The sequence below is a fragment of the Methanoculleus sp. genome, from assembly GCF_030019085.1.
Classification (GTDB): Archaea; Halobacteriota; Methanomicrobia; order Methanomicrobiales; family Methanoculleaceae; genus Methanoculleus.
In genome coordinates this window covers 22,202-46,602 of the sequence record NZ_JASEFJ010000004.1, presented here as the reverse complement: position 1 = coordinate 46,602, position 24,401 = coordinate 22,202, and the positions used below count along the sequence as shown (strand labels likewise).

The window sequence follows — 24,401 nt, the reverse complement described above, 5'->3', positions numbered from 1 at the left end:
TCTGGCCACAACGGAGTACTATAAAGCATGAAGATCGTTCACCTGGCGGACACACACCTTGGATTATCGGCCTTTAGCCGCGTCGACCCGGAGACCGGGATGAACCTGCGTGAACAACTCATCTACAACAACTTCCTCGCCGCTATCGACCGCATAATCGCCATGCGCCCCGATGCGCTCGTCCATGCCGGCGACCTCTTCCACCAGGTCAAACCAAAGACCCGCGCCTACACGACGGCGCTCGACGCACTCTCACGGTTGCACCAGGCCGGGATTCCCATGATCGTGGTCGCGGGCAACCACAGCATGGCCAGGACGCGTTACACGGCATCGCCGTTTGAGGTGCTGGAACGCGGGGGCTACCGTGCAGCAGACCTCTACGTCGCCCACAACAACCGCTACCGGCGGGTCGAACTGGGGGAGACGGTCTTTCACCTCATCCCGAACATGATCGAGCCCGGGGGTTATCGAAGGGCGTTTGAGGAGATCGAGTTCTCCGGCGGCACGGACGTGCTTGTCACCCATGGGCTTGCAAGCATCCTCTCTGACCACCGACTCCACACAGTCGCCGAGCACGAACTTGACGCGACCCTCCTCTCCGACCGGTTCGACTACATCGCGCTCGGCCACTACCACGGCCAGGTCCAGGTCGCGGATAACGCCTGGTACAGCGGGTCGCTTGAGTACTGTAACTACGGCGAGATCGACGATGAGAAGGGCGGACTCCTGGTGAACCCTGCCACCGGAAAGGTCGAGCATATCGACCTTCCACACACGCCGATGCTCAACCTGGGCCGGATCAACTGTGACGGTCTGACGGCCGGGGAGGTTGTCGCGTCCATCCTGGAGGCGGCCTCCGCCCGGTGGGACGAGATCGAGGGCGCGATCTGCCAGATCACGCTTGATGGGATACGTCGCGAGACACTCCGCGCCCTCGACCAGAAAGCCCTCCAGGACCTCCGGAACCGCAGCCTGGACCTGAAGTTGCGGGCCATGGCCGTCGATGACCCTTACCACGTATTTCATCAGGACTCGCTTGCAGGTCTCGACTACGTCACCGAGTTCGAGAGGTTTGTGGAGAAGGAGCATCTTGCGCCTGCCGACGCAGAGTTTGTGAAGAAGACCGGGACAGAGGTGCTCCGGTCGGTCATCGCACGCCACAGGGAGGGAGAGAGTGCTGCTGAATAGGCTCCGGATGAAGAACTTCAAACGGTTCCGTGACCAGGAGATAATCTTCCAGGACGGTATTACCGGGATCATCGGGAACAACGGCGCCGGGAAGAGCAGTATCGTCAGCGGTATCCTGTTTGCGCTCTACGGTCTCCAGGGAACCGGGCTTGACGGTGACTACATCGTCAGCTCGTTTGCCGGCCCGCAGGACGTCTGCGAGGTCCGACTGGACTTTTCTGTCGGCGGGAACGATTACGCAGTTCTCCGGAGGTTCAAACGCCGCCCGTCCTCGACCCTGCATGAGGCCAGCCTCCACCTGAACCAGAAACTCCTGGCAAACAGCGTCCAGAAGGTATCTTCGGAGATCCAGCGGATCGTGGGGATGGGGCCGGGCGACTTCCGGAACACCATATACGCCGGGCAGAAGGAACTCCTCGCACTGCTCGAGAGTCGTGCCGGGTCAAGGAAAGACTGGTTTATGCAGGTGCTGGGCATCGATTACCTCAAAAAGGACAGCATGGAGTATCTCAAGGAACTCATAGATGCCCGGGAGGGGACGTGCCGGGAACTCTCCGGCAGGCTCCAGGAACTGGACGCTGACGGGATCCGCGAGCACCTCCTGGAACTGCGGACAGCGCTTGCCGGTGCGGAGCAGGAGGCAGCGAAGGCCCGGGCCGCGGAGACCGACGCCCGCGAAGAGGTTGAGCGTGCTCGCCGTGAGTATGAGAGGTTGCTTGCCCTCCGTGAACGCTACCGGGAACTTGGGCGTGAGGAAGAGAGGCTAACGGCCGATATCGAGCGGCTACGGGCCGAGTGCCGGGATATGGAGCGCGAGATCGCGGCCCGGCAGCGACTCAGGGCCGACCTTGACGAACTCCAGCCCCTCGCCGACCGCTACGAGTCTCTGAGGTCAGAGGTCGCCGCGCTTGCAGAGGAGAAGGCGCTTGCCGGGCGCCTGGGCCTCGAAGCAGCCAGTCTCGAGGAGCAGATCCGTGACCATGCCGACCGCCGTTCAAAGATTGAGGCCGACCTTGCGGCGCTTAAAGAGGATGAGCGTACGGTTGCCGCACTTGAAGGGGATGTCAGGGACGCCCTATCTCTTCGCGAGCGTATCGCGGCGATGAAAGCCCTTCAGCCAGGGTATGACGCCCTCCGGGAGGAGATCGCACGTCTGGACGGGCGGTTTGCTCACCTGGAGCGGCTTGTCGTGGAGAACCGGGCCGAGATCCAGGACCTCGAGGAGAAGGAGAGGCTCCTCCGTGCGCTCGAGGAGGAGACCGCGGACTACGAGAGCCTGCTCGCCCGTCTGGAGGTGTTTCAGGAGGCGCAGGAACACGCGCGACAGGTGGAACGGTCTCTGCGCGAGGTCGAGGCCGCATCCGCGGCGGTGCGCCGGTTCGAGAGCGAGATCGCCGAACTTGCCCGAGAGATTGCTGAACTCGAGGGCGTCGAGGAGCGGATCGAGGCGGCTGAACGGAGGAAGGACGACCTGACGTCGCGGATCAGTGCCTTCGCCGAACGCCGGGAAGCGATCCTCCGGGAGATCCAGAAGGTGACCGGGCACCGGGAAGAGATCCTCGCCGCCGGGCCTGAGGGGACGTGCCCGATGTGCCACCAGGGTCTCGGTGACCATTACGATGACCTGCTTGCTGACCTCGCATCAACCGCCGGATCGATGGAGAGGGCGCTTGCCGATCTCGAAGAGGATTACGCACAGGCGGTTGCCGGCCAGAAGAGCCTCGCTGCCGAACTAAAGAACCTATATGCCCAGCGCACAACCCTCCAGCGCCTGAAGGAACAGCAGGCTCTCTCAACGTCCCGCTACGAGCAGAGCGCCGACCTGATGAGGCGGTGGCAGGCCGAAGCTGAGGAGCACCGGGCCGCGATCCGGGCTCTCGGTCTTGAAGGTTACGACCCGGCGGAACATGACGCTCTCAGAGAACGGATCCGCGTCCTTGCCGGGAAACGGGCGACGGCCGATACCCTCCGGGGCGAATGCAGCCGTCTTTTGCCTCTCCAGGAGGAGAGGAAGCGACTCATCGCCGATGTTGCGGATCACCTGGCCCGGAGGGAGGAGGCCGAGGCCAGACTCTCACGGCTCGGGTTTGACCCGGAGGCCCTGAAGCGCCTGGAAGCAGAGGCAGCGGCCCTGGAACCAGCATCCCGGGCATACACCGAGGCGCAGACCAGACTTGCGCGGCGGCCGGCGCTGGAAGATGACCTGGATGCTATCACCGCCAGGCTCGATGGGCTCCGGGAACGGTTGCAGGGCGTCATGGACGAACTTGCCGGTCTCTCGTTTGACCCGGAGCGATTCGAACGCCTCAGCCAGGAGTACGACCGTGCCGAATCGGCGTATCGGCGGGCGCTCGAACTCCGCGTCCGTCTCGAGGAGGTCCCACGACTGGTAGAGGCACTCAGCGCCAGGCGCGATCTCCTTGGAGAGAGGGAGGCCGAACTGCTCCGCGTCCGCTCTGCCATCGAGGAACTCGGGTTTGACGACTCGATGGTAAATACGGCGGAGGAGAGGGTTGCCGGTTGTGAGCAGAACCTTGCGGCGGCACGGGATCGTATATACGCCGCCGGCCTTCGGATACGAAGCCTCGAGGCTGAGATCGAGCAGGAGGGCACAAGGCTCTCCCGCGCAGAAGAACTCGGCCGGGAGCGTGACGCGCTCACGGTTGAGATCGGGCGGTTGAAACTGACCCGGTCGCTGATCAAAGACTACATCGACTACCTCCTCCAGGTTGTCCGGGGCAGGATCGAGGAGGAGGCGGGCCGGGTGCTTGCAGAGATCACCGACGGGCGTTACAACACGGTCATGCTGGACGACGACTTCGCCGTCCTCGTCCACGAGATGGGGGAGGACTATCCGGCTGACCGGTTCAGCGGCGGGGAACAGGACGATATCGCCATCGCTCTCCGGGTGGCCCTCTCCCGGTTCCTTGCCGGGGTGAACCAGGTGCACGACTCAACGTTCCTGATCTTTGATGAGATCTTCGGGAGCCAGGACGAGGAACGGCGGGCAAACCTCCTCCGGGCACTCCGGACCCAGGAAGCGTATTTCCCCCAGATCATACTCATATCCCACATAAGCGAGGTCCAGGACGAGTTCTCGACGACGTTGCTCGTCGAGATGGGCCCGGACCAGACGAGTCAGGTCAGGGTGGTCGACTGATGGACGCAGAGACCGCCTACCGCGAGGCGATCCGGCGCGTGGCGGCGAGGATCCGGGACTGCGCCCCCTCAGACCTTTCCACGCGGTTTGCAACCGCAGGCGGGTTTGATGCGACCACCTACACCCATTTCGAACCCGGGTTTGACGGCGCCGTCTGTGCGGTGGACGGGAGCAACGCCATCATCCTTGACGCCGGAAGTTTTGCCATCGCCGCCGTCAGGGCCTCGGTCAGTACCTGTGCCCGCGGCAAGCGCCTCTACCGCCGGACAACGCCGTTGCACGTCCTCACGGTCAACCCCGGCGCCGGGAACAGTGACTTCGACGAGATCTTCTACGACTGTTTCCGCCGTCACCCCCGGGCACCTCTCGACCACGACGACCCCGCCCGAAACGCCGCCGTCGTCCGGGACACCCTGGAACTCTGGTCGGCGATGGAGATGGCCGCAGAACTCGATACAGGCGACCTCCTCGTCCTTGACGGCACGCTCCAGGTCCGGCACGCCAGCCACGCCGAGGTTATCGAGGCTCTCCTGAACCTCTGCAACCTGCGTGGGGTTCTCATAGCCGCGGTGACAAAACGGACATCCCTGACCTGGGGCGGAGGATACCCGGTAGTCCCGGCGGCGGAGGGGCTTGCACGCGACCTTGGCGTTGTCGCGCCCTGGTACCTCTGCGTCTCCGGCGCAGGCGACCTGATCGACCGCCAGGAGACACAGACCTGGAAACAGAGGGGGGAGCAGTACATTGCGCGGTTGCACCCGCGTGCAGGGCGGGCGTTCAAGGTGGAGATCCCGGGCTACTACACCCCCGATATGGTTGATGCGGTCTTCTCCGGGCTTGCGACCTACTCTGACGACGGGAGGGTGACGGGCTACCCCTACCCCCTCCTCGATGCCCATCTCACAACAAGGATAACGCAGGACGCGGTCGAGCAGGTCCGCCAGGATATCATCGGCGGTCTGGACAGACTTGGGATGAGCCTTTCCGACTACGTCGGCATATTTGGTGATTACCATGACGAGTTTGATCGATATTGACGGCGATGACGCCTCGAAATATCGCCTGATCGGCGATCGGGTGCTCAGTTACAGGTTTGCCGTCCCGCATGACGAGAGACTCTACCTTGGAGATGTCTTAAAGATCACAGATGGCGTCAAGGGGCTTACGTTCTTTGCAAAGGTGAGCGACCTTGTCCACGACTGCAACTTTTCCGACCCGAAATGGGACACCCGCCCCCACACCGAACATTTCTACGGCATAGGTGAGGACGTCTTTATACTGGTCGAGGCTACACCGCTAGGCTACGTCGGGGGAGACGGCGTCTTCCGTAAGCCCCGGACGATCCCGGCAAAGTTCTCACGCGTGGAGCGCCCGGAGTCCCGTGATTTTGGGTTCCTGCAACAGGTGATGGGGGATATCGAGGTGGGGGTGATGAAGAACGGCCAGGGCGTATTTAGAGATGTCAGGGTGGCGCTCCACGCGCCGGTGATGCGCCAGCACATGGGCGTCTTTGCAACGACCGGGATGGGGAAGAGCAACTTCATGAAGGTCTTCTGCGCTTCATGCATGCGCGCCCGCAGGTTCGGGCTCCTTATAGTCGACCCGCACGGGGAGTACGTGGCCGGAGGACGGTCCTCGAGCGGCGAGGCTACAAGGGGGCTCCTCCACTACCAGGCTGGCAGGGATGGGCTTGCGGTCTTCTCCACCAGAGGGGACGATTTCATCAGGAAGTATCACCTCAACCGCCTCTACCTTGACCACGACGATTTCAGCGCGCCTGACCTCCTCCTGCTCTACGAACACTCGCCGCCCCAGCGGGAGGTTGTGGAGATGCTCGCGGACAGGCCGGGTTCGGACCTGATTGAGTTCTTCCAGACGACCGATTTCGCGACGTTTGATGCCGGGACATACAGGGGGCCGCATCCCGGGATTGCACGAGACCTCAAGAACTTCTCGCCGAGCACACTCTCGGTTGTGCAGCGGCGTATCGCGGGCATGATGAACCGGAACCAGCGTTTCTTCAGAAAGCAGGGCTCGTCGATCCCCGATATCTTAAAAGACCTCCACGAGAACAGGGTCGTCCTGATCGACATACCCGGCATGAGCGAGCAGAGCGAACTCTTCGTCCTCTCGATCATAACGCGAAGGATAATGCGGAGCCATCAGGGTGAGGATCTCGATGGCGAGAGGGAGCCAAAACAGGTGCTGATAACCATCGAGGAGGCGCAGCGGGTGCTGGGTTCAGGGCCCGGAAGCACAAGGACGTTCCGGGAGGCGGCGATGGAGGGGCGGAAGTTCGGTGTGGGCCTCTGCGTGGTCACCCAGCAGCCAAAGAACATCGACGCCCGTGTCCTTGCGCAGATAAACACATTTGTTGTGATGGGACTCTCAGATCGCGGCGATAGAGAGATCATCGCAAGCAGTGCAAAACAGGACCTCTCGCGCATGGATACCGAGATCCAGACCCTTGAAGCGGGAGAAGCGGTCATCAGCACCCTCAAGATACCGTTCCCGGTGAGCACCCGGATCCATCTCTACGAGGACTATATCGAGGAACTCAACAGGAGACCTGCGGCGCGGGCGATAGACGAGGGGCTTGAAAAGACGTTTTAGGATCAAAATGCTGAATGTGAGTGAGGCTGGAAATCACCCTGTTTCCTTAGCCCCTTCGCTGAACTGAATAAATCAGGATTGCTGATCCTTCTTGACTTTCCTTATGGAGACGCAGTTTATGGCTGCATCCCCTGCCAGGATGTAGCGTTTGACGACCGTCCCGAGCACCTCGACCAGATCCCCTTCGTGAATGTCTTCCGCCGGTGAGGTGAACATCTTTACCGATATCTCACCTGTACGGTCGGCTACAAGGTACTGCGGCCGGTTGAGGAACTGGAAGTAAACCCGCTCGACAACGCCTTTTATGCGCACCGGTTCGCCGAGCATATTCAGGTTTATCGCCCGGACCCTGACGGGTTTTGCCTCCTCTTCATACATCGGCACCAGCGATGCATACTGCTTCTGGCTCATGTAGTTGAGCGCTGCAGGTATGATCAGGAGCAGGGCAAGGAGCGGCACCCCGAGGATAAGGATCGATAGATCCCCGCTAACGGCAACCGTAGCGATTAAAAAAAGTGTGAAGATACCAAAAACGACCAGAGATATGGTCGATATCTTCACATCGATTCCTTTGATCTTCATCAGGTATCTCGTTACTTGAGTGCCGCAATCTCCTTGCGGAAGGCGACCCAGTAGAGCACACCCACGAAGAAGAGACCACCGATTATGTTGCCGATGGTTGCTCCGATAAGGTTGTTCGTCCACATCGTCACCCAGTTCAGGCCTTCAAGTTTCGCGGCGCCGATGGTGGCAACCTGGTCAGCGCTCAGGTAGCCCTTTGTCATGAGAGCTGCAGGGATGAAGTACATGTTTGCGACACAGTGCTCAAACCCGGTGGAAACGAAAGCCATGATCGGGAACCAGATGCCGACGATCTTGCCTATGGCGTCGTCAGCACAGATACCGAGCAGGATGGCCAGGTTGACAAGCCAGTTACAGGCGATAGCTTTGAGCAGAAGAGACCACTGTCCCATCGTACCGGCATAGGCCACCTTACCCAGCCCGATGTTAACGGCAGTGAGACCGAAAGCGTTGACGGTCGCGGCTCCTGTTGCGCTGAAGCTTGTCAGCGGGCCGTTGGCCATGATGTAGGCGAACACGATCGACCCGATCAGGTTGCCGATGTACACCAGGATCCATAGTTTGATCACACTTGCCCAGCTGATCTTGTGGATAAACGCTGCCATTGGAGCGAGCATCGCATCACCGGTGAAGAGCTCCGCACCGGTCAAAACGATGATAATAAGCCCAACAGGGAAAACACCACCAAGAATCAGTTTTCCTACACCTGCACCCAGGAAATCCGCCGCACCGGTACTGCAGACCGTTGCGAGGGCACCACCCATGGCGATGTATGCTCCTGCCATGAATCCACGCAGGATCATGTTCCAGGCCGGCAGGCCAGTCTTGTACTTCCCGGCATCACCAGCTTTTGCTACGATAGCAACTGGAGGATGGAATACCATTTTTCATACACCTCTCTAAACGTCCTACCTATACCATCAGGTAATTCAAATGGATAGGTCTAATTAATCAGTAATTAGAGAATGCTATTAATACATTTCGAAATGATCGCTATGCGCAGCGAGTACAGCCCAAACTCAGACGTTTATCATCGCCGTGAGTTAATTGCCATAATTAAACATGACGGATCGATAAACGATGCTTCTGCCTTTGCTTTTGAGACCACGCGGAATATAGGTGATTTCAGTGGGTTGTTCGAGCGAGCATGTTAGGGCGGGCGCGCAGATTACCCATTCCCCATCCAGATCTATATCGGGGTAACGGACGCCAGGTAAAATCGCCTTAGACGCCTGCGCGTCGGGACGGCTTCGGGAACAGGTGCCCTGACCAGATGAATGACAGATTTTTGGGAAAACAACCCTTTTGCTTCAATTTCCGGGGTCCGCCCCCATGCAGGACAGGGCTCCTTTTCAAACGGATTTGAGGGTCCCGTGGCACCCTCCCCGCCCGGCGGTGCGCTCTGTCCCTCCGGGGTGCCTTCGATTATGGCCGCCTGCAAACCGCCGTCCGATGCCACGCCCCTCCTGGTGAGAGGGATATACCGGCCCTCTGGCGGTTGTGGTTTCGTCTCTGCTCTTTCCCCATCCCCACGGATAACGCGGGCCATAGGAGCATTGTCGGGCCTCTGGTGGTGAGCGGTACCTGGACACCGTCCGGGGAGATCGCTGAGAGAGCCCAGCGATGGCGGTGAAGAGGGGTAAAAGAAAATGCCGCACCGGGACGTCCGGCGGTGATGCGCAACCCTGTACCGCTGCCACCGGTGAAAGTCAACCATTTTAAATAAGTGTTAAACAAATTTATGTCATAATTCCATGCAGATCGAGGAAACCGTCACTTCCTACAGGAGGGTAATACTTATCGCCATCATCGTCGGGCTCATCTCCGGCGTCGGCGCTCTGTGCTTTTTCGAAGGATTGAAACTCGGAACTGCATTTTTCATGGAAGGCATCGTCGGGTTCGATCTCCCGAAGGAAGGGCAGACTCTCCAGGATATCGGTCAATGGGCCCCTCCCGATCACCTCTGGATGATTCTCCCCGTCATCTGTTTCGGAGGGCTAATCTCCGGCCTCCTGGTCTACTCCCTTGCCCCGGAGGCGGAAGGCCACGGGACCGATGCGGCAATAAAGGCGTTCCATGGAGAAGGACGGGTACGCTGGCGCGTCCCCCTCGTCAAAGCGGTCACTGCCGTCCTGACCATCTCGACGGGAGGGAGTGCCGGGCGTGAAGGGCCGACTGCACAGATGTCGGCCGGTTTCGGTTCGATCGCCGCCGATCTTTTAGGCCTCTCCGCCCATGAGCGGAGGCTTGCTATCGCCACCGGTGTCGGCGCCGGAATCGGCACGATCTTTATGGCGCCTCTCGGAGGGGCGATCCTCGCTGCGGAGATCCTCTACAAGCAGGACTTCGAAGCCGAAGCGATCGTTCCTGCGTTCCTCGCCTCTGTCATCGGATATGCCATCTTCGGTCTGGTTGAGGGGTTTGAACCGGTCTTCGGCCCCGGGGCAACCTCCTGGAACGTCTACCAGATTCCTCTCTTCGTTCTCCTCGGCGTGGTCTCGACTGCAGTCGGCCTGATTTACATAAACACCTTCTATGGTACAAACAGGATTTTTAAAGATATATTCAGCCGCCTGAACCTCCCGAATCACTTCAAACCCCTCGCAGGAGCATTCCTCACCGGCCTGTTCGTTCTTGCTCTTGCGGCTCTCTCTCCCGAAGCGGCAGTCGTCGGTCTCGGCAGCCTCGGAACCGGATACGGGTTCACGCAACTCGCGCTGTATAACATGCTCCCGATCGGGGTGCTGCTGTTCCTCCCGTTTGCGAAGATCCTGACGACGTCGCTCACCATCGGCTCCGGGGGGAGCGGCGGCGTTTTCGCGCCGGGGCTGGTGATCGGCGGGGCGACGGGGGGCGCCTTCGGGTCCCTGCTGCACCTCGCCCTCCCGGGGATCGTGCCTGTCGAGTCCGTGCCGGTCTTCGTCGTCGTCGGGATGATCGCTCTCTTTGGTGCGATCTCCCACGCACCGATCGCGGTCATGATCATGGTCGTGGAGATGACCGACGACTTCTCCCTGCTCGTCCCGGCGATGGGTGCCGTCTCGGTGGCGGCCCTCCTCATCGGTCAGTCCACTATCTTCCGCGAGCAGGTGCTGAACCGGTCCCGGTCGCCTGCTCATCGTGACGAGTATATGGTAGAAATACTCCAGGATATTCATGTGAGCGATGTTATGGTGCCCCGCGACCGGATTGTCGCCGTATCGCCCGGTGATACCACCGGGCGGGTGCTCCGCCTGATCGACGAGACGCTGCATACCGCGTTTCCGGTGCTCGACGGGGAAGGGAAACTCGTCGGCATGATCGCTCTCGATGATGTCAGGGATCACCGGATAAACGGCGAACACGACGTACTGGTGGAGGATGTCATGACTCCACGGGTGTTCACCGTGCATCATGCCTGCACGCTCCGCGAGGCTCTGGCGCTGATGACCGAACACGACATCCATCACCTGCCCGTCGTCCCGGCAGAGGACCCGAGGACGCTCTCGGGGTTTATCAGCCGAACGGACATCATGAAAGCATATATCAGGAGAGCGTCTCAGTCCGGGGCAAAACACCGCCTTACCGGGAACAGCACCCTGATCGGACCGGGTACGGCATCCGAGAAAAGCCCTGACGGGAAAAAAGGGTCGGTAGTGGAGAGGTGAGAAACCCGGATCAGCGGAAGATATCGAAGATCTGGCCGCTCCCCGCCGCATCGAGGCGCTTTCTCCCTGTCGTCTCCTCGACAGGAGCCAGCACCGGCGGGGTCATATCCTCGCCCGGGTGGAACCCAGAGAGTTTCTCGAGATCGGTCTGGATCGCGTGGAGGAAGACCGGGTTCGAGATCTCCACGGGACAGAGTTCCTCGCACTGGCCGCAGTTGACGCAGGAGTCGGAGATGTGCGCGAACCGGATCTGGTGGAACATGAAGGGCGGCGGGATCACGCCGGGTTCGACCGGGTAGTCTTTCTTCGTGCTGCAGTCTAGGCAGTAGCAGATCGGGCAGTTCTCGATGCAGGAGCAGCACTTGATGCGCCGGCTCGTCTGCTCCCGGATCCGGTTCAGGCGCTCCGTGCCTTCGCCGAGCGCCCCGGAGCAGCGTGCCCGCCACTTATCGCCGAGTTTCAGCATCGCGTTCTCGACCTTGCCGCCGCTCCTCTCGCACGGATGATGCTCCGCCCGATGAGCGGGTGCTGCTCGAAGGTGTTACTCCCGAGGACGAAGACGCACTTCGACTCGGCGATGTCCCTGATCGAGTTGGTCATCGCACCGGACCCGAAGACCGCCGCGAGGCCCCGCGACGGTGGATGCGTGGCAGAGCCGGGCGCAGTAATCGACGTGGGGGTCCTGAGCGCCACCCGCGCGAACTTCTGCATCAGGCAGTTCTCCTCGTTCGAGGTCCGGGCGGAGGAGAGGCAGGCTATCTCGTCGGGTTTGCAGGACCCGAACTTCTCCGCGATCAGGTCGTAGGCCTCGTCCCAGGTCACCTCGACAAACTCGCCGTCCTTCTTGATCAGCGGTTTTTCGAGGCGGTCGGGGCTGTTGATGAATTCGTGGGCGCAACGCCCTTTGGGGCAGAGTTTTCCCCCGCTGACGGGTGAGCGCTGCCGGTGCGCCGCGTCGAATGCCTTGCCGTCCCGGACGACAAGTTTGAACCCGCACCCGGTGCCGCAGTACGGGCATGTCGTCGATACATACTTGATTTCCATCATTTTCCCCCCGGCAGGGACTACATACCGCCCGAGTTATATATCAGGCATGGTCCGGGCAGATTTTCTGATGAATATCGGTGGCCTGTGTCACGGCATGCCCTGGATCACCAGCGCCGCCGCGAGCGTGACCACCCCGGCCACCGAGAGCGGGAGGGTGTAGTTCCGCACGACCGCAGTGAAATCGTCGCCAGTGGTTCGTTTTAGCAGCCAGAAGAAGGGATCGCTTGCGTAGGAGAACATGAACGCCCCCGCGGAGACCATGAGCACCAGGGCAACCGGGTTGATCACCAGAACGGCCGGGATGGTGGCCAGGATGGTCGCGGTGATTGAGGCGGTGACCACCCTTGAACCCTGCGCTGCCTGAAGCAGCGCCGCGATGACGAAGGGGAGGAGGGTTATGGGGAGATAGGCCGTGACGAGCGCGGTCACGTCCGCCGAGAACGTGCTTGCTGCGATGACGCCGCCGAACGCCCCGGCGCCGGCGAGGTCAAAGATGATGATCCCGGCGTTCTTCGTCCCCCGTGCAACCGCCCGCTCCCTGATATCGCCGGGAACCGTGAGAAGGGCGGCAAATAGTCCGGCAAGGAGCGCCAGGTTGACGTTTGCGAGGGCGTGAAGCGGGGGGATGAGAGTGCCTGCTGCAAGAGCGACCAGGATGACCAGGAACGGCAGCCAGGCGCGGGGGTGCCATCCGGTCGCCTTTGTCTCCGGCGGTGCCGCTGGAAGACTGCTCCTCGACCGCAGGGCAATAAGGAGACCGGCGAGGAGGATAAGGGAGAGTGGGATGGCGAGAAGGTTGAACTCCCACGGGTCGCCGGGGAAGAGGCCTGGCGTGGTTATCATGGAGTACACCACGGGGGCGGGGTAGAGGAGGACGTAGGAGATCATCCCGGCGATACCGGCGCAGTAGAGGAGGGTCTTAGAGGCCTCCCGGTCGGTGTGGAGGCCTGAGACGATTGGAGCAAGGATGAGAAACGAGGTTATGCCGCACATCAGCGGCACGGAGAGGAGATAGCCGGCCGTTCCCGCTGTGGCAAGGGGGCGGCGAACAGCGCCACGGATATCGGCGACGATCTCTTCTATCCGGCCGCTCTCGCGGAGGACCCCGGCGATATTGATCCCGCAGAATATCACCACGCCAAGGGTGGCAAATATCCTGCCGGCCCCGCCCGTGATCGAGGTGATGACAGTCTCCGCCGGCAGGCCGGCAAGGAGACCGAATACGATGGAAGTCCCGACGAGGGAGAGAAACGGCGGGAGACGGTATCTGAGGGAGGCAACGGTGATCAGAACAAGGGCGAGGGCGAAGGGTATAAGGGCGTTCATGGTGTGTATCCGTCAGTCTCCGGGATCTCCTCTCCGGCGGCACGCTTCCTCGATCCTGGTCTTTGCGATCCCCCGGTATGCCGGGTCGATCTCAAACCCTATGTAATCCACGCCAAGCGATATCGCCGCAAGCGCCGTGCTACCGATCCCCATGAATGGGTCCAGGACGAGCAGCCCCGGCCGGCAACCGTGGAGCCGGATGCACATCTCGGGCAGTTTTACCGGGAAGGTGGTGGGGTGAGGGAGGGACGAACGGATGGTCGGATACGGGATAAACCAGGTGTTCCCCCGGTCGCGGAGGTCGCGTTTTGCTGCTTTCCAGCGGCCGATGTTGCTCTTGTCCTGGTAGGCCACGCCGATAGCCAGTTTATCGAGCGTCACGTCGCCATTCTTTGTTAGATGGAAGATGTGCTCGTGGCACTGGCTCAGGTAGCGGGGACTGTTCACGGGCTGATAGTGGCCGACGGCGATATCCCCGGCGATCCTGTCGTAATCGCCCACATCTTCCTTCTCGATCGCGATCGACTTGATCCAGTGGATGACGTTCTGCAGTTCAAAGTGCGCCCGGAACCGCTGGACGACGTCGAACGGTATCCAGGGGTCCCGGGGTTTACCGCCGACGTTGAGGAAGAAAGAACCGTCGTCGGCGAGGACGCGTGCCGCTTCGGCGGCGACTTCTCCCATCCACTCGAGGTAATCCTGGCGCGGTTTCCGATCGTGGTATGAGTTGTAGTTTTTTCCGATGTTGTAGGGCGGCGATGTGACGATGACGTCGACCGAGCCTGCCTGAAGGCGCCGCATGCCCTCGACGCAGTCCATGATATGGATGGTGTTGACGGCAAGCCCGCACACCCCTCTCTCCTCTTCCGTCACTCCGATCACTTTCAGGTTCGCGGTCCAGGGCAAAAAAGGTGAACGAAATACGATCCGGGGTCCTGTCGTCGCCGGCGAGCGTGAGGGTGAATTTAGCTTGAAACTGCCTGCAAACCCCGGGGTTACGGCCTCCGTGATCGGGTTCCTCCTCTTCCTCAGCCCGTTAGATATACCAGGGCCGTTCATCGATGCGATCGACCTCCCTGGCGGGGTGACCACACCGCGTGCGACGTTGCCGGCGCGGGAGATGGTCGGCGAGCGCCGTCCTCCTCCTCGTTGTCCCGGCGCTCTTCTCGCGGCTCTTTGCCGACCCGCTCGTGAGCGGCGTCATGATCACGATGCCCGCCGCCGCAAACACGGTCATCTTCGCGGAGCAGTAGGGTGCCAACGCCAGTCTTACGTCACAGATCGTCTTCGTCTCGACGATCGGGTCACCTGTCACGATCCCGCTGATAACGATGGTGCTGCTCCATGAAAGACCGGGCCTCCCCCTCCTCAGACCCCTTGTGCGAACTCGCCGACCTTTGCGACAGAGGCCTGGTCTTCCCGCCGGTGTACCCAAACTCCTGCATGTAGCGCTCCCCTGTGCAGGCAGCAAGTTCGTGACAGGATCGTTCTGTGGGCGGGCGTTTCGTGCCGCGCGCCGACAGACGCACATAGCGACGATCTGGGCGCACACTGATACCCCGCCGAGCGGTGTCCGGCTGGGTCTCCCGGGCGCCGTAGAGGGGGTTACAGCGCATGATCGCCGCCGGGAGGTATGAAACTATTTCGCGATGGGTTATGTCTCCGGGAGTGCTTCTACAGAACTCGCCGGGGTGGCTCATGAGTCGCCGGCAAACGTGTGCCCGGTACATCGACGAGGCGCACCGGGTGCAGTGGGGACCGTCCCGGGAGATGGTATACCAGAACCGGCCGGTTGAAGCATTATATCTTCTTCGTTCCCGGATATGTAAAGAAGACCGGAAATTGCCCCAATTTTGAAAAGAACTGCACAAAATCAAAAGAGCCCCAGCCGAGATTTGAACTCGGGACCTGCTGATTACAAGTCAGCCGCTCTGCCAGCTAAGCCACTGGGGCATACCTTACTTACTGGGAGGTCTCCGGTAAAAAAGGTGGCGCCGGTGCTCCTCACCCATCGCCGGCATCACCCTGCCGGTGACCGTGCTCCCATACGACCTCGCCGTCGTAGAGAATCCGCCGGATCCGGTGATAGGGGATGCAGGCGACGTGGGTTCCGGCGTCCACCTCCATGTACTGGGGCTCAAGCGAAACGACCCTCCCGCCCCGAACCGTCGAGCGGTCGCCGGGCGCACCCCGGTCGACGTAATCGATCTCGACACGGGAGAAGTCATACCCGGGGTCGTGGTAGAGCCGTAGAAGCAGCCGGTGACTTGTCCGCATCACTCACCATGACCTGGTGGTCCCGGCAGGGCATAAACCCACCACCGTTTCCTGGCAGGGTGCGTGGAGAAGAATTCAACCGTCCCGTGTGAACTTCTTTCACCGGTCACGGGAGGGCCAGGCAGGGCGTGGCGATTCTCCCACGGAAATATCTCTCCGGTAAGACCGTGGGGGAGGGAGCGGAACACCCTCCCTCTCAACGTGTCACCAGAACACCCCCACCTCCCGCCCTTCCTGGGGGGAGGGCAGTGATCGGCGATGGCCCGGATGGCCGTGCACGGGGACGGTAATGAACACTCCAGGACGTTTCTCACAGGGAAACCCGGGGAACGGATCCCCCGTGCGGCGGGGCTGACGGAAGGAGGGCCCGCAGCGAGGCACATCCCCCTGAAATCTCTTCGGGGAGAGGTTTATCAAACCAGGGCATTGGATTGATGGCCCCGCTGTGCAACGTTCAATACAGAGTAACACCGAAGGTACCACCAGGATGTCGCACCTCACCGTCGATCTCGGGGGCCGGCCCGGCCTTGACTGCCGGGGGTTCTGCTCGTACTGTTACTTCAAACACGTCAGGGGGACGACCGCTTTCGGCTGCAGGTACTGTCTCCCCTTCAAGAAAGGCTGTGACTACTGCACCCGTGGCGTGCGTGAGGGCTACGAGGGGTTCAAAGACCTCAGGACGGTCGCCGACGAGACGCTCGCAAACCTCCAGGTGATGAACGAAGACCTCGACCGTGTCACAATCAGCGGCGGCGGCGACCCGAGTTGCTACCCCGAGTTCCATGACCTCATCGAACTCCTGGGGAGCATGGAGGTGCCGCTCCACATCGGCTACACAAGCGGCAAGGGGTTTGATGACCCCGCGATAGCGGACCACCTCATCGATAACGGTCTCTCCGAGGTCTCATTCACCATCTTTGCCGCCGACCCGGGGCTCCGGCGAGACTGGATGCACGACCCGACGCCGGAAGTCTCGCTCTCCATCCTCGACCGGTTCTGCGAGGAGATCGATCTCTACGCCGCCGCTGTCGTCATTCCCGGCGTAAACGATGGTGAGGTTCTGGAGCAGACCTGTGCCTGGCTGGATGAGCGGGGCGCAAAAGGGCTGATCCTGATGCGGTTTGCAAACCGCACCGAGCAGGGACTCATCCTCGGCAACGCCCCCATCATCGAGGGGCAGCGCATCCACACGGTCGACGAGTTCCAGAACCTCGTCACCGACCTGAACGAACGGTTCTCGATGAAGATCAGCGGAACCCCGCTTGGCGACCCGACCATCGGTTCTCCGTTTGCAATCCTCCACGAACCCGACCTCCTCAGGAAACTCCCCCGCGTCCAGAGACGTGCGAGCGTGATCACCGGGAGCGTCGCTGCGCCCTACATCCAGCGGATACTCTCGATCCGTGGCTCAATATCCAGGGTTGTTGCGGTCAAAAAGGAGATCGCCTGCCTCATCACCGCCGACGACCTGGCCGGGGTGAACCTATCGAAACTCGAGGACGTCGTGATAATCCCAGGCCGGGCGTTCGTCCACGACGCCGAGGCAAAGGAGATCCTCTCCGCCGATGGTGTCGACCGCGAGGTTCTGCGTGGCCCCGAGATGCTGACGGCCGATGCGGAGACGAGCATGGGGATGACCCGCAACGAGGTGCTCGATAAGGAGATGGAAGGGATCGCGGCCCTGATCAACACGATCAACCGCTACGGCCGCTGATCCACCAGTCCGAGGAACCGCTCGATCAGCCAGTCGTTTCTGACCTCGGGGTGAAAGAGGAGGCCGTAGAGCGGGAGGAAACGGTGCCGGATCGCCTGGACACACTCTTTTGAGGCCGCAAGCGCCACGAACCCGCCAGGCACCCCGACAGCGCATCCACGTACCTCGTAGGCGGAGAACCTCTCTTTTCCGGCAAACAGGGGGTCGGGGCTGAGCACCTCCACCTCGGTCATACCGATCCCGCAACCGGGTTCAACCCCGGCGCCAAACGCCGTGGCGAGCGCTCTCATGCCGGAGGATATACCGAGCACCGGGCGCTCGAACTCAAGGAGCCAGTAAAAGAGGTCTGGTCGCTCCGCAAACCCGGTGTCCATCAGCGCCGTGCCGCAGAGGATTGCCGCGTCTGCAGCCTCGATATCGGGTGCGGTGTAGTGGCGGGTGTTAAACTCTCTGCCAGATCTCCTGAGGAGTCGCTCGACCGGTGTAACGAACTCCTCCCGCGAGAGGGAGTCCTCGCGGTAACAGAGGTCGATGACGGAGATCATCGTGCCACCAGTCCCGCCCGCTCTATCCTGAAGACGCCGTTGTGGTTCCGGTAGACCCTCGACCCCTCCTCGATCGCGACCCGCCGGGAGAAGAATGGAGCGTCGATGACGAACGTCTCGAACTCCCCGCCCTCCCCGGTGAGGGTGATCCTGTGTTCCCGGGCGATCATACGGAGTTCGTCGAGGGTGCGGCGGTCGATCTCCCTCCCGAGCCATGACCCGTCAAAGGGCGAGGCGAAGACGCCCGTGATGATGACCCGGAACCCGGCATCCAGGAGTTCCTCCATGTATTCATCCTGGTCTGCAAGCCAGAGCGGGTTGAAACACCAGAGCCCCAGTTCATAGCAGACCCGCTGGAGACGTGTCGCCTGGTAGACCGAGAGGATAGCCCCGGTCACGAGACCCTCGATCCCGAAACGTTCCCGTGCGGCAAGGAGTGCACCTCGAAGGTCGAGAAGTTCGGTCTCTTTCTCGCCCTCCGTCTCCATCTCCAGGAGAGGGAGTCCGGCGGACTCGGCCTGGAGCGCGGCAAGCCGGATGTTCGGGGTGTGGAACATGTAACTCTCCGGGTTCCGGGAGACGATCGTGATCAGGCAGACCACTTCCTCCTTCTGCATCGCCTTCCAGCAGGCGAAGGCCGAGTCTTTCCCGCCGGAGAAGAGAACGCCGAGTCTCATAACTGGTTCCCGTAGTCTTCTCCGCAGTGCATTATAATCCCTCCCGTCGGTAGGAGGGGGATCATCAACCTTATATACTATCCGGACGTTTAGCCGCTTTGAGGGTGAGGGGCACGAGGGTTGAAGGTGACCAAAACTCTGATATCCAGATGGTGGTGGACTGTATCCTGGTTGACTACCGGGTTGACGCCGCGTTTCGAGACCGGGTGGCCCGTGCGCTGATCGAGTGGGCAGGAGAGCACCCGGCGGAGTGGGGGAGACTTCTTGAACGCTGCCGGCAGCGCCAGTCGGTGGCGGTGTGAGGGGTCTTCCCGGCAATATGGCTGGAAAAATCGGAGTGCGAGGGGTGAGATTTGAACTCACGAACTCCTGCGAGACCAGGCCCTCAACCTGGCGCCTTTGACCTGGCTTGGCAACCCTCGCACCGGTACGGTGACGGTTGGCGCATCGGTCCTGTTATCGCGCCCCGTTTACCTCATTCAATCTGCCTTCTTACCTAAAATACCTTTGTTCGTGGCCGCGGGCAGACAGGATACCACCAGAGCACCGTTCTGGGGGGACGCTCGCCTGCCGTCAGGCCAATGAACGCGGATACCTGTTATCAGTGGGGATGACCGGGCTCATGATCTCCCGCCAGAGACCTCAACCGGGAACCCGCCATGCCGCCCCTCCTCGATCTGGCAGAACCCGGAAATGTTCATTCCAGGAAGTTCGGAAGCACGGGACGCGGAGGTCACATCCTTCAGCATACGCTCTCATCACGAGGCGCTTCATCCTCCCGGGTTCCCCTGGAGGGATCTGGTCACCGGGCCCGCGCATGCGCCATCCCCTCTTCAGGGCGGGGTAGTTCACCAGGATGTTTTATATGCCCTATCTGCGCATCCTGAAGCGTCGGAGTTTTACTTATGGATTATGGCAAGATGCTGAGCGATTCGTTCAGTTATGCAAAAGGTGCTGTCTGGGGCAAATGGGTCCGGTGGATCCTGCTCGTCATCAGCACTATCATATTCCCGCTGATCCTGGGGTATATGGTCAGGATCTACAGCGGTGTCAAACCGGCCCCTGATGTAGGAAACTGGGTGAGGACGTTCATCGACGGCCTGAAACTCATTATCATCGGTATCATCTACAGCATCCCGGTCTTTATCGTGGCGCTCATATTTGGGGTGCCACTGAGCGTGGCCACCGATCCAGCGGCCACTGCCGCCGGTATCTGGCTGCTGGTCATGATCATCGTCGGGCTGCTGGTCACGCTGATCTCGACCATGGGTATCATCCGGTTTGCACGGAAGAACAGCATGGGCCAGGCTTTTGCTTTCGGCGCCATCCTCCAGCACATCGGAAAGATCGGCTGGGGGAGTTATATCCTCGCGCTCATCATCCTCTGGGTTGTCGGGCTCGTCTTTGGCTTCATCGCTGTTGTGCTGGCGCTGATCCCGTTCATAGGATTGCTGATCCTGCTCTTCCTCTACCCTGTCTGGATCATCTTTGGGGCACGCTACCTGACGCTGATCTACGAGAGCGCCCCGGAACCGGCGTGAAAACACCCCCTTTCTATTTTAACTCGCGGGGTGAAGGGGAGATATTGCTATACTGACGGTTGTGCCCTCCCTGATACCTTCGTTCCAGACCACCTCCTTCCCCGGGGGCGGGCAGTGCGTGTACCCGTGTCATGGGGGAGAGATCCCACCGGAGATCTGATGAACGCCCTTTGTTTTCCCGTATCTTTCCAGGGAGTGGTTCATCAAAGCAGGGCACCGCCTCCACCGAGGCCATCAAACCTGCCCAACCTTTAAGTACCCTCGCCACCAACCTTCTTCCGGTGGAAACCACTATGAGTGATTGTTTTATTTGGTGAATCGATCCGCTTTTTTGATACCACGTTACGGGACGGCGAGCAGACACCAGGTGTCAGCCTGACGTCGGCCGAGAAACTTGAGATTGCAACCCACCTTGACAGCATCGGCGTCCACGTCATCGAGGCGGGTTCCGCTGCCGCATCCGCCGGAGAGCGTGAATCCATCCGCCTGATCGCAGGGGCCGGGCTCAAAGCCGAGACCTGCACCTACGTCCGTGCGCTTCCCGCGGACATCGACCTCGCCGCCGATGCCGGGGCAGACTCCGTCCACCTGGTAATCCCGGTGAGCGACCTCCACATCACAAAGAAACTCCGCAAGACCCGGGACCAGGTCTGCGAGATGGCCTGGAGCAGTGTCGAATACGCAAAAGAGCGCGGGCTCATCGTCGAACTCTCCGGAGAGGACGCATCCCGCGCCGACCAGGCGTTCCTGGCAGAGATATTCCGGGAAGGGGTCGAGCGTGGCGCAGACAGACTCTGTTTCTGCGACACCGTCGGTCTCCTCACACCCGAACGGGCGGCCGGGATCATCCCGCCGCTCCTCTTTGCCCCGCTCTCCATCCACTGCCACGACGACCTCGGGTTTGCGCTCGCAAACACCGTCGCCGCTCTCCGTGCAGGGGCTTCCGCCGCCCACGTCACCGTCAACGGTCTTGGCGAACGTGCGGGGAACACCGCCCTCGAGGAACTGGTGATGGCGCTTGAAGTCCTCTACGGGGTCAAGACCGGGATCGTGACCGAGGAACTCTATCCCCTCTCGACCCACGTCTCCCGCCTGACAGGGGTTGCGCTACCGACCAACAAACCCATCGTCGGCGAGATGGCGTTCACCCACGAGAGCGGGATCCACGCCCACGGCGTGATGCGGGACGCAAGCACCTACGAACCCCTTAAACCCGAGAGGGTGGGGAGGAGGAGGCGCATAGTCCTCGGGAAACACTCCGGGTCCGCGGCGGTCGAGGCCGCGCTCCGCGACATGGGTTACAACCCGGACGCCGCGCAGCTTGCCGAGATCGTCGAACGGATCAAGCGGATGGGGGACGCCGGGACGCGGATCACCGATGCCGACATCATGACGATCGCCGATACCGTCATGGAGATCGAGTTCACCCCCTGCCTCGAACTGCGGCAGTTCACCATCGTCTCCGGGAGCAATGCCATGCCCACCGCTTCCGTGACGATGCGTGTCAACAGCGAGGAGATCACCGGTGCCGCGGTCGGGAACGGACCCGTGGACGCGGCAATCCGCGCGCTCCAGCGCGCAGTCGCGGATGTCGGGGATGTACGGCTTGACGAATACCGTGTCGACGCCATAACAGGGGGCACAGACGCCCTCGTCGACGTCTCGGTGAAACTGAGCAAGGACGGAAAGAGCGTTACCTCACGTGGCGCCCGGACGGACATCATCATGGCAAGCGTCGAAGCGGTTATCACTGGTATGAACAGATTACTCAGGGAAGAGCATGAAGACCGGAGCCAGGACTCTGATAGAAGCGCTGCAGCGTGAAGGGGTGGACACCATATTTGGCTACCCCGGCGGCGTGGTGTTGCCGATCTACGATGAACTCTACGACTCGTCGATCCGGCACATTCTGGTAAGGCATGAGCAGGCAGCGGCGCACGCGGCCGATGGCTACGCGCGTGCAAGCGGCCGCGTAGGTGTATGCCTTGCCACCTCCGGCCCCGGCGCCTGTAACCTGGTCACCGGGATAGCGACGGCCTACATGGACTCCATCCCGATCGTGGCGCTCACCGGCCAGGTGCCGACCGCTCTCCTCGGGAACGACGCCTTCCAGGAGTCGGACATAACCGGGATCACGATACCGATCACGAAGCACAACTACCTGGTGAAGAAGGCCGCCGATATCGACCGCGTCGTTCGGGAGGCGTTCTACATCGCCAGGACCGGCCGACCGGGCCCGGTGCTGATAGACCTCCCGAAAGACGTCACCATGGGTGTGGTGGATGAGGTATCCTCCCCGCCGCCGGCGGAGATCTCCCTGCGGGGCTACCAGCCAACATACGATGGCCACGTCCGCCAGATAGATAAGGCGCTTGACCTGATCGCGCGTGCGGAGCGCCCGCTCGTCTACGCCGGGGGAGGTGTTATCCTCTCCGGGGCCTCGACCGAACTCCGGGAGTTTGTCGAGACCGCTGCCATCCCCGTGACAACGACCCTGATGGGGCTTGGCGCCATCCCCGGCGACCACCCCCTCAACCTCGGGATGCTCGGGATGCACGGTACCCAGGCCGCAAACTACGCTGTCACGGAGTGCGACCTCCTGATAGCAATCGGGGTGCGGTTCGATGACCGGGTGACCGGGAAGATCGAGGCCTTCGCCCCGAACGCTCAGATCATCCATATTGATATCGACCCGGCCGAGATCGGGAAGAACAAGAAGGTCGATGTCCCGATCGTGGGGGATGTCGGGAGGGTGCTCCGGGCGATGCTTGCACGGATGCAGAAGCACGGGGATACGGCGAACTGGGTGAACCGGGCGGGCACCTGGAAGGCACAGTTCCCGCCGGGTTACCGCGACGACGATCGTCTGCGACCGCAGTATGTCATCCAGCAGCTCTCCGACCTGATGAAGGGCGAGGGGATCGTCACAAGCGAGGTCGGCCAGAACCAGATGTGGACGGCGCTCTACTACTGTTTCAAGAGACCGCGGTCATGGATAACCTCGGGCGGTCTCGGGACGATGGGCTACGGGTTCCCGGCGGCCATCGGCGCCCATTTCGCCCGGCCTGGCGAGACGGTCGTCGATGTCGCGGGTGACGGGAGTTTCCAGATGAACATCCAGGAACTTGCGACGGTGGCGCACAACAACATCCCGGTGAAGGTGGTGATCCTGAACAACATGTACCTGGGGATGGTCCGGCAGTGGCAGGAGCTCTTCTACGACAGGCGTTATGCCTACACCGAGCTCTCGCCGGTGGACTTTGTCAGGGTCGCAAACGCCTACGGTGTCGAGGGGATAAGAGTCGAGGAGAAGGCCGAGGTCCGCGAGGCGCTCGAGACGGCGCTTGGCCACGATGGGCCGTTCGTCCTGGACTTCAGGATCGAGCGTGAGGAGAACGTCTTCCCGATGGTCCCTGCCGGTGCCGCGATCAACGAGATGATCGGGGTGCGTCAGCCATGACATCGCATACGCTCAGCGTGCTTGTCGAGAACCGGGCGGGTGTCCTCTCCCGGGTTGCCGGGATGTTCTCCCGCCGGGGGTTTAACATCGAGAGCCTGGCGGTCGGGACGTGCGAGGAGCCCGGGATGAGCCGGATCACGATCGTCGTGAACGGCGATGATGCTGTGGTCGAGCAGGTGATGAAGCAGACCAACAAGCTCATCGATGTGATCAAGGTCTCCGACCTGACGGAGCGTGAGAGCGTTGAACGGGAGCTTGCGCTGATAAAGGTGGCCGCGGAGAGCGGCCCCGTCCGGGCCGAGATCATGCAGATCGCAAACATCTTCCGGGCACAGATCGTGGATGTGGGGACGAGGACGCTGGTGCTCCAGGTCGCCGGGGATACCGATAAGATCGATGCCCTGGAGAAACTCCTGCGACAGTACGGGATCAAGGAACTCGTCAGGACGGGTAAGGTTGCCCTCCTCCGCGGGTCAAAGACCGTGAAGAGTTCCAAATAACTTTTTTTGCGAGGTAAATGGGGATCGGGGCGATCTCCGATCGATTATGTTATATGTTAGCGTGCCACACGCTGTCACAGTATGACGATACTGGGATTACCACTCCACACGATACTCTACGTGG

The 24,401-nt window shown here is 61.1% G+C and carries 22 protein-coding genes, 2 tRNA genes and 1 pseudogene; 11 read left to right on the top strand and 14 right to left on the bottom strand.

Features of this window, described 5'->3' with window-relative positions; all coding sequences use genetic code 11:
- Positions 1-27 precede the first annotated feature (27 nt).
- From QMC91_RS03350 to QMC91_RS03335, 4 genes are read left to right on the top strand one after another with little or no spacing between them, the layout of a single operon-like run.
- Positions 28-1,188 (top strand): exonuclease SbcCD subunit D, encoded by a 1,161-nt coding sequence (locus tag QMC91_RS03350; protein ID WP_300235333.1) that lies wholly within the window; start codon positions 28-30, stop codon positions 1,186-1,188.
- On the top strand, positions 1,175-4,348 hold the full coding sequence (locus QMC91_RS03345) for an AAA family ATPase (RefSeq protein WP_300235328.1): 3,174 nt from the start codon (positions 1,175-1,177) through the stop codon (positions 4,346-4,348). Before QMC91_RS03350 ends, QMC91_RS03345 begins: the two co-directional genes overlap by 14 nt.
- The gene (locus tag QMC91_RS03340; protein WP_300235325.1) at positions 4,348-5,385 is read left to right on the top strand and encodes a DNA double-strand break repair nuclease NurA; all 1,038 of its coding nucleotides are present in this window, start codon (positions 4,348-4,350) and stop codon (positions 5,383-5,385) included. The genes QMC91_RS03345 and QMC91_RS03340 overlap by 1 nt, the downstream gene beginning before the upstream one ends.
- Positions 5,363-6,961 carry an ATP-binding protein gene (locus QMC91_RS03335; protein WP_300235322.1) on the top strand — a complete coding sequence of 533 codons (1,599 nt, stop codon included), beginning with the start codon at positions 5,363-5,365 and terminating at the stop codon, positions 6,959-6,961. Before QMC91_RS03340 ends, QMC91_RS03335 begins: the two co-directional genes overlap by 23 nt.
- Positions 6,962-7,033: 72 nt before the next feature.
- Here the strand turns inward: QMC91_RS03335 and QMC91_RS03330 are convergent, their stop codons facing one another.
- The gene (locus QMC91_RS03330; protein ID WP_300235320.1) at positions 7,034-7,543 is read right to left on the bottom strand and encodes a nucleotide-binding protein; all 510 of its coding nucleotides are present in this window, start codon (positions 7,541-7,543) and stop codon (positions 7,034-7,036) included.
- 11 nt (positions 7,544-7,554) lie between these two features.
- Positions 7,555-8,427 carry a formate/nitrite transporter family protein gene (locus QMC91_RS03325; RefSeq protein WP_300235317.1) on the bottom strand — a complete coding sequence of 291 codons (873 nt, stop codon included), beginning with the start codon at positions 8,425-8,427 and terminating at the stop codon, positions 7,555-7,557.
- 870 nt (positions 8,428-9,297) lie between these two features.
- Here QMC91_RS03325 and QMC91_RS03320 point away from each other — a divergent pair.
- Entirely contained in the window at positions 9,298-11,190 is a 1,893-nt protein-coding gene (locus QMC91_RS03320; RefSeq protein WP_300235314.1) for a chloride channel protein, read from the top strand.
- Positions 11,191-11,200: 10 nt separating this feature from the next.
- Here QMC91_RS03320 and QMC91_RS03315 read toward each other — a convergent pair.
- The 8 genes and pseudogenes from QMC91_RS03315 to QMC91_RS03280 all read right to left on the bottom strand — a co-directional run.
- A pseudogene (locus QMC91_RS03315) lies at positions 11,201-11,674 on the bottom strand (4Fe-4S binding protein); the annotation flags it as partial.
- The gene (locus QMC91_RS03310) at positions 11,650-12,234 is read right to left on the bottom strand and encodes a molybdopterin-dependent oxidoreductase (RefSeq protein ID WP_300235520.1); all 585 of its coding nucleotides are present in this window, start codon (positions 12,232-12,234) and stop codon (positions 11,650-11,652) included. The pseudogene QMC91_RS03315 and the gene QMC91_RS03310, both read right to left, overlap by 25 nt.
- Positions 12,235-12,324: 90 nt before the next feature.
- Entirely contained in the window at positions 12,325-13,563 is a 1,239-nt protein-coding gene (locus QMC91_RS03305; protein WP_300235311.1) for a hypothetical protein, read from the bottom strand.
- A 12-nt stretch (positions 13,564-13,575) separates the two neighbouring features.
- Entirely contained in the window at positions 13,576-14,445 is an 870-nt protein-coding gene (locus tag QMC91_RS03300; protein ID WP_300235309.1) for a site-specific DNA-methyltransferase, read from the bottom strand.
- A gap of 154 nt (positions 14,446-14,599) precedes the next feature.
- On the bottom strand, positions 14,600-14,878 hold the full coding sequence (locus QMC91_RS03295; RefSeq protein ID WP_300235307.1) for a hypothetical protein: 279 nt from the start codon (positions 14,876-14,878) through the stop codon (positions 14,600-14,602).
- Positions 14,868-15,179, bottom strand: coding sequence for a hypothetical protein (locus QMC91_RS03290; protein WP_300235304.1), 312 nt, complete (start codon positions 15,177-15,179; stop codon positions 14,868-14,870). The genes QMC91_RS03295 and QMC91_RS03290 overlap by 11 nt, the downstream gene beginning before the upstream one ends.
- Before the next feature lie 264 nt (positions 15,180-15,443).
- Positions 15,444-15,516 (bottom strand) — tRNA-Thr (locus QMC91_RS03285).
- Between the two features lie 51 nt (positions 15,517-15,567).
- Positions 15,568-15,840, bottom strand: coding sequence for a DUF504 domain-containing protein (locus QMC91_RS03280; RefSeq protein WP_300235301.1), 273 nt, complete (start codon positions 15,838-15,840; stop codon positions 15,568-15,570).
- 487 nt (positions 15,841-16,327) lie between these two features.
- Between QMC91_RS03280 and mmp10 the strand changes: the two genes are divergently transcribed.
- On the top strand, positions 16,328-17,554 hold the full coding sequence (gene mmp10 / locus QMC91_RS03275; RefSeq protein ID WP_300235298.1) for a methyl coenzyme M reductase-arginine methyltransferase Mmp10: 1,227 nt from the start codon (positions 16,328-16,330) through the stop codon (positions 17,552-17,554).
- On the opposite strand, the gene QMC91_RS03270 is transcribed toward mmp10, so the two are convergent.
- Positions 17,542-18,099 carry a hypothetical protein gene (locus tag QMC91_RS03270; RefSeq protein WP_300235296.1) on the bottom strand — a complete coding sequence of 186 codons (558 nt, stop codon included), beginning with the start codon at positions 18,097-18,099 and terminating at the stop codon, positions 17,542-17,544. The two genes, mmp10 and QMC91_RS03270, sit on opposite strands and share 13 nt — an antisense overlap.
- Positions 18,096-18,776: a diphthine--ammonia ligase gene (locus tag QMC91_RS03265; RefSeq protein ID WP_300235293.1), complete on the bottom strand. Its 681-nt coding sequence runs from the start codon at positions 18,774-18,776 to the stop codon at positions 18,096-18,098. Before QMC91_RS03265 ends, QMC91_RS03270 begins: the two co-directional genes overlap by 4 nt.
- Before the next feature lie 104 nt (positions 18,777-18,880).
- Between QMC91_RS03265 and QMC91_RS03260 the strand changes: the two genes are divergently transcribed.
- Positions 18,881-19,078: a hypothetical protein gene (locus QMC91_RS03260; RefSeq protein WP_300235291.1), complete on the top strand. Its 198-nt coding sequence runs from the start codon at positions 18,881-18,883 to the stop codon at positions 19,076-19,078.
- Between the two features lie 36 nt (positions 19,079-19,114).
- Here the strand turns inward: QMC91_RS03260 and QMC91_RS03255 are convergent.
- A tRNA-Leu gene (locus tag QMC91_RS03255) sits at positions 19,115-19,199 on the bottom strand.
- A 197-nt stretch (positions 19,200-19,396) separates the two neighbouring features.
- Positions 19,397-19,525, bottom strand: a complete 129-nt coding sequence (locus QMC91_RS03250) for a hypothetical protein (protein ID WP_300235289.1) — start codon at positions 19,523-19,525, stop codon at positions 19,397-19,399.
- A 156-nt stretch (positions 19,526-19,681) separates the two neighbouring features.
- Between QMC91_RS03250 and QMC91_RS03245 the strand changes: the two genes are divergently transcribed.
- From QMC91_RS03245 to ilvN, 4 genes are all read left to right on the top strand, one after another.
- Positions 19,682-20,317 (top strand): DUF4013 domain-containing protein, encoded by a 636-nt coding sequence (locus tag QMC91_RS03245; RefSeq protein ID WP_300235286.1) that lies wholly within the window; start codon positions 19,682-19,684, stop codon positions 20,315-20,317.
- 297 nt (positions 20,318-20,614) lie between these two features.
- Positions 20,615-22,141, top strand: coding sequence for a 2-isopropylmalate synthase (locus QMC91_RS03240; RefSeq protein ID WP_300235284.1), 1,527 nt, complete (start codon positions 20,615-20,617; stop codon positions 22,139-22,141).
- A complete protein-coding gene (gene ilvB, locus QMC91_RS03235) occupies positions 22,098-23,777 on the top strand; it encodes a biosynthetic-type acetolactate synthase large subunit (RefSeq protein ID WP_300235282.1) in 1,680 nt (559 codons plus the stop codon). Before QMC91_RS03240 ends, ilvB begins: the two co-directional genes overlap by 44 nt.
- Positions 23,774-24,277 (top strand): acetolactate synthase small subunit, encoded by a 504-nt coding sequence (gene ilvN, locus QMC91_RS03230; protein ID WP_300235280.1) that lies wholly within the window; start codon positions 23,774-23,776, stop codon positions 24,275-24,277. The genes ilvB and ilvN overlap by 4 nt, the downstream gene beginning before the upstream one ends.
- Positions 24,278-24,401 lie beyond the last annotated feature (124 nt).

Bases quoted from the DNA above. Each gene is read 5' to 3' on its own strand.
- QMC91_RS03350 (WP_300235333.1), top strand. From the start codon at position 28: ATGAAGATCGTTCACCTGGCGGACACACACCTTGGATTATCGGCCTTT.
- QMC91_RS03340 (WP_300235325.1), top strand. From the start codon at position 4,348: ATGGACGCAGAGACCGCCTACCGCGAGGCGATCCGGCGCGTGGCGGCG.
- QMC91_RS03335 (WP_300235322.1), top strand. From the start codon at position 5,363: ATGACGAGTTTGATCGATATTGACGGCGATGACGCCTCGAAATATCGC.
- QMC91_RS03330 (WP_300235320.1), bottom strand. From the start codon at position 7,543: ATGAAGATCAAAGGAATCGATGTGAAGATATCGACCATATCTCTGGTC.
- QMC91_RS03325 (WP_300235317.1), bottom strand. From the start codon at position 8,427: ATGGTATTCCATCCTCCAGTTGCTATCGTAGCAAAAGCTGGTGATGCC.
- QMC91_RS03320 (WP_300235314.1), top strand. From the start codon at position 9,298: ATGCAGATCGAGGAAACCGTCACTTCCTACAGGAGGGTAATACTTATC.
- QMC91_RS03310 (WP_300235520.1), bottom strand. From the start codon at position 12,234: ATGGAAATCAAGTATGTATCGACGACATGCCCGTACTGCGGCACCGGG.
- QMC91_RS03305 (WP_300235311.1), bottom strand. From the start codon at position 13,563: ATGAACGCCCTTATACCCTTCGCCCTCGCCCTTGTTCTGATCACCGTT.
- QMC91_RS03290 (WP_300235304.1), bottom strand. From the start codon at position 15,179: ATGCGCTGTAACCCCCTCTACGGCGCCCGGGAGACCCAGCCGGACACC.
- QMC91_RS03280 (WP_300235301.1), bottom strand. From the start codon at position 15,840: ATGCGGACAAGTCACCGGCTGCTTCTACGGCTCTACCACGACCCCGGG.
- mmp10 (WP_300235298.1), top strand. From the start codon at position 16,328: ATGTCGCACCTCACCGTCGATCTCGGGGGCCGGCCCGGCCTTGACTGC.
- QMC91_RS03270 (WP_300235296.1), bottom strand. From the start codon at position 18,099: ATGATCTCCGTCATCGACCTCTGTTACCGCGAGGACTCCCTCTCGCGG.
- QMC91_RS03265 (WP_300235293.1), bottom strand. From the start codon at position 18,776: ATGAGACTCGGCGTTCTCTTCTCCGGCGGGAAAGACTCGGCCTTCGCC.
- QMC91_RS03250 (WP_300235289.1), bottom strand. From the start codon at position 19,525: ATGCTGAAGGATGTGACCTCCGCGTCCCGTGCTTCCGAACTTCCTGGA.
- QMC91_RS03245 (WP_300235286.1), top strand. From the start codon at position 19,682: ATGGATTATGGCAAGATGCTGAGCGATTCGTTCAGTTATGCAAAAGGT.
- ilvB (WP_300235282.1), top strand. From the start codon at position 22,098: ATGAAGACCGGAGCCAGGACTCTGATAGAAGCGCTGCAGCGTGAAGGG.
- ilvN (WP_300235280.1), top strand. From the start codon at position 23,774: ATGACATCGCATACGCTCAGCGTGCTTGTCGAGAACCGGGCGGGTGTC.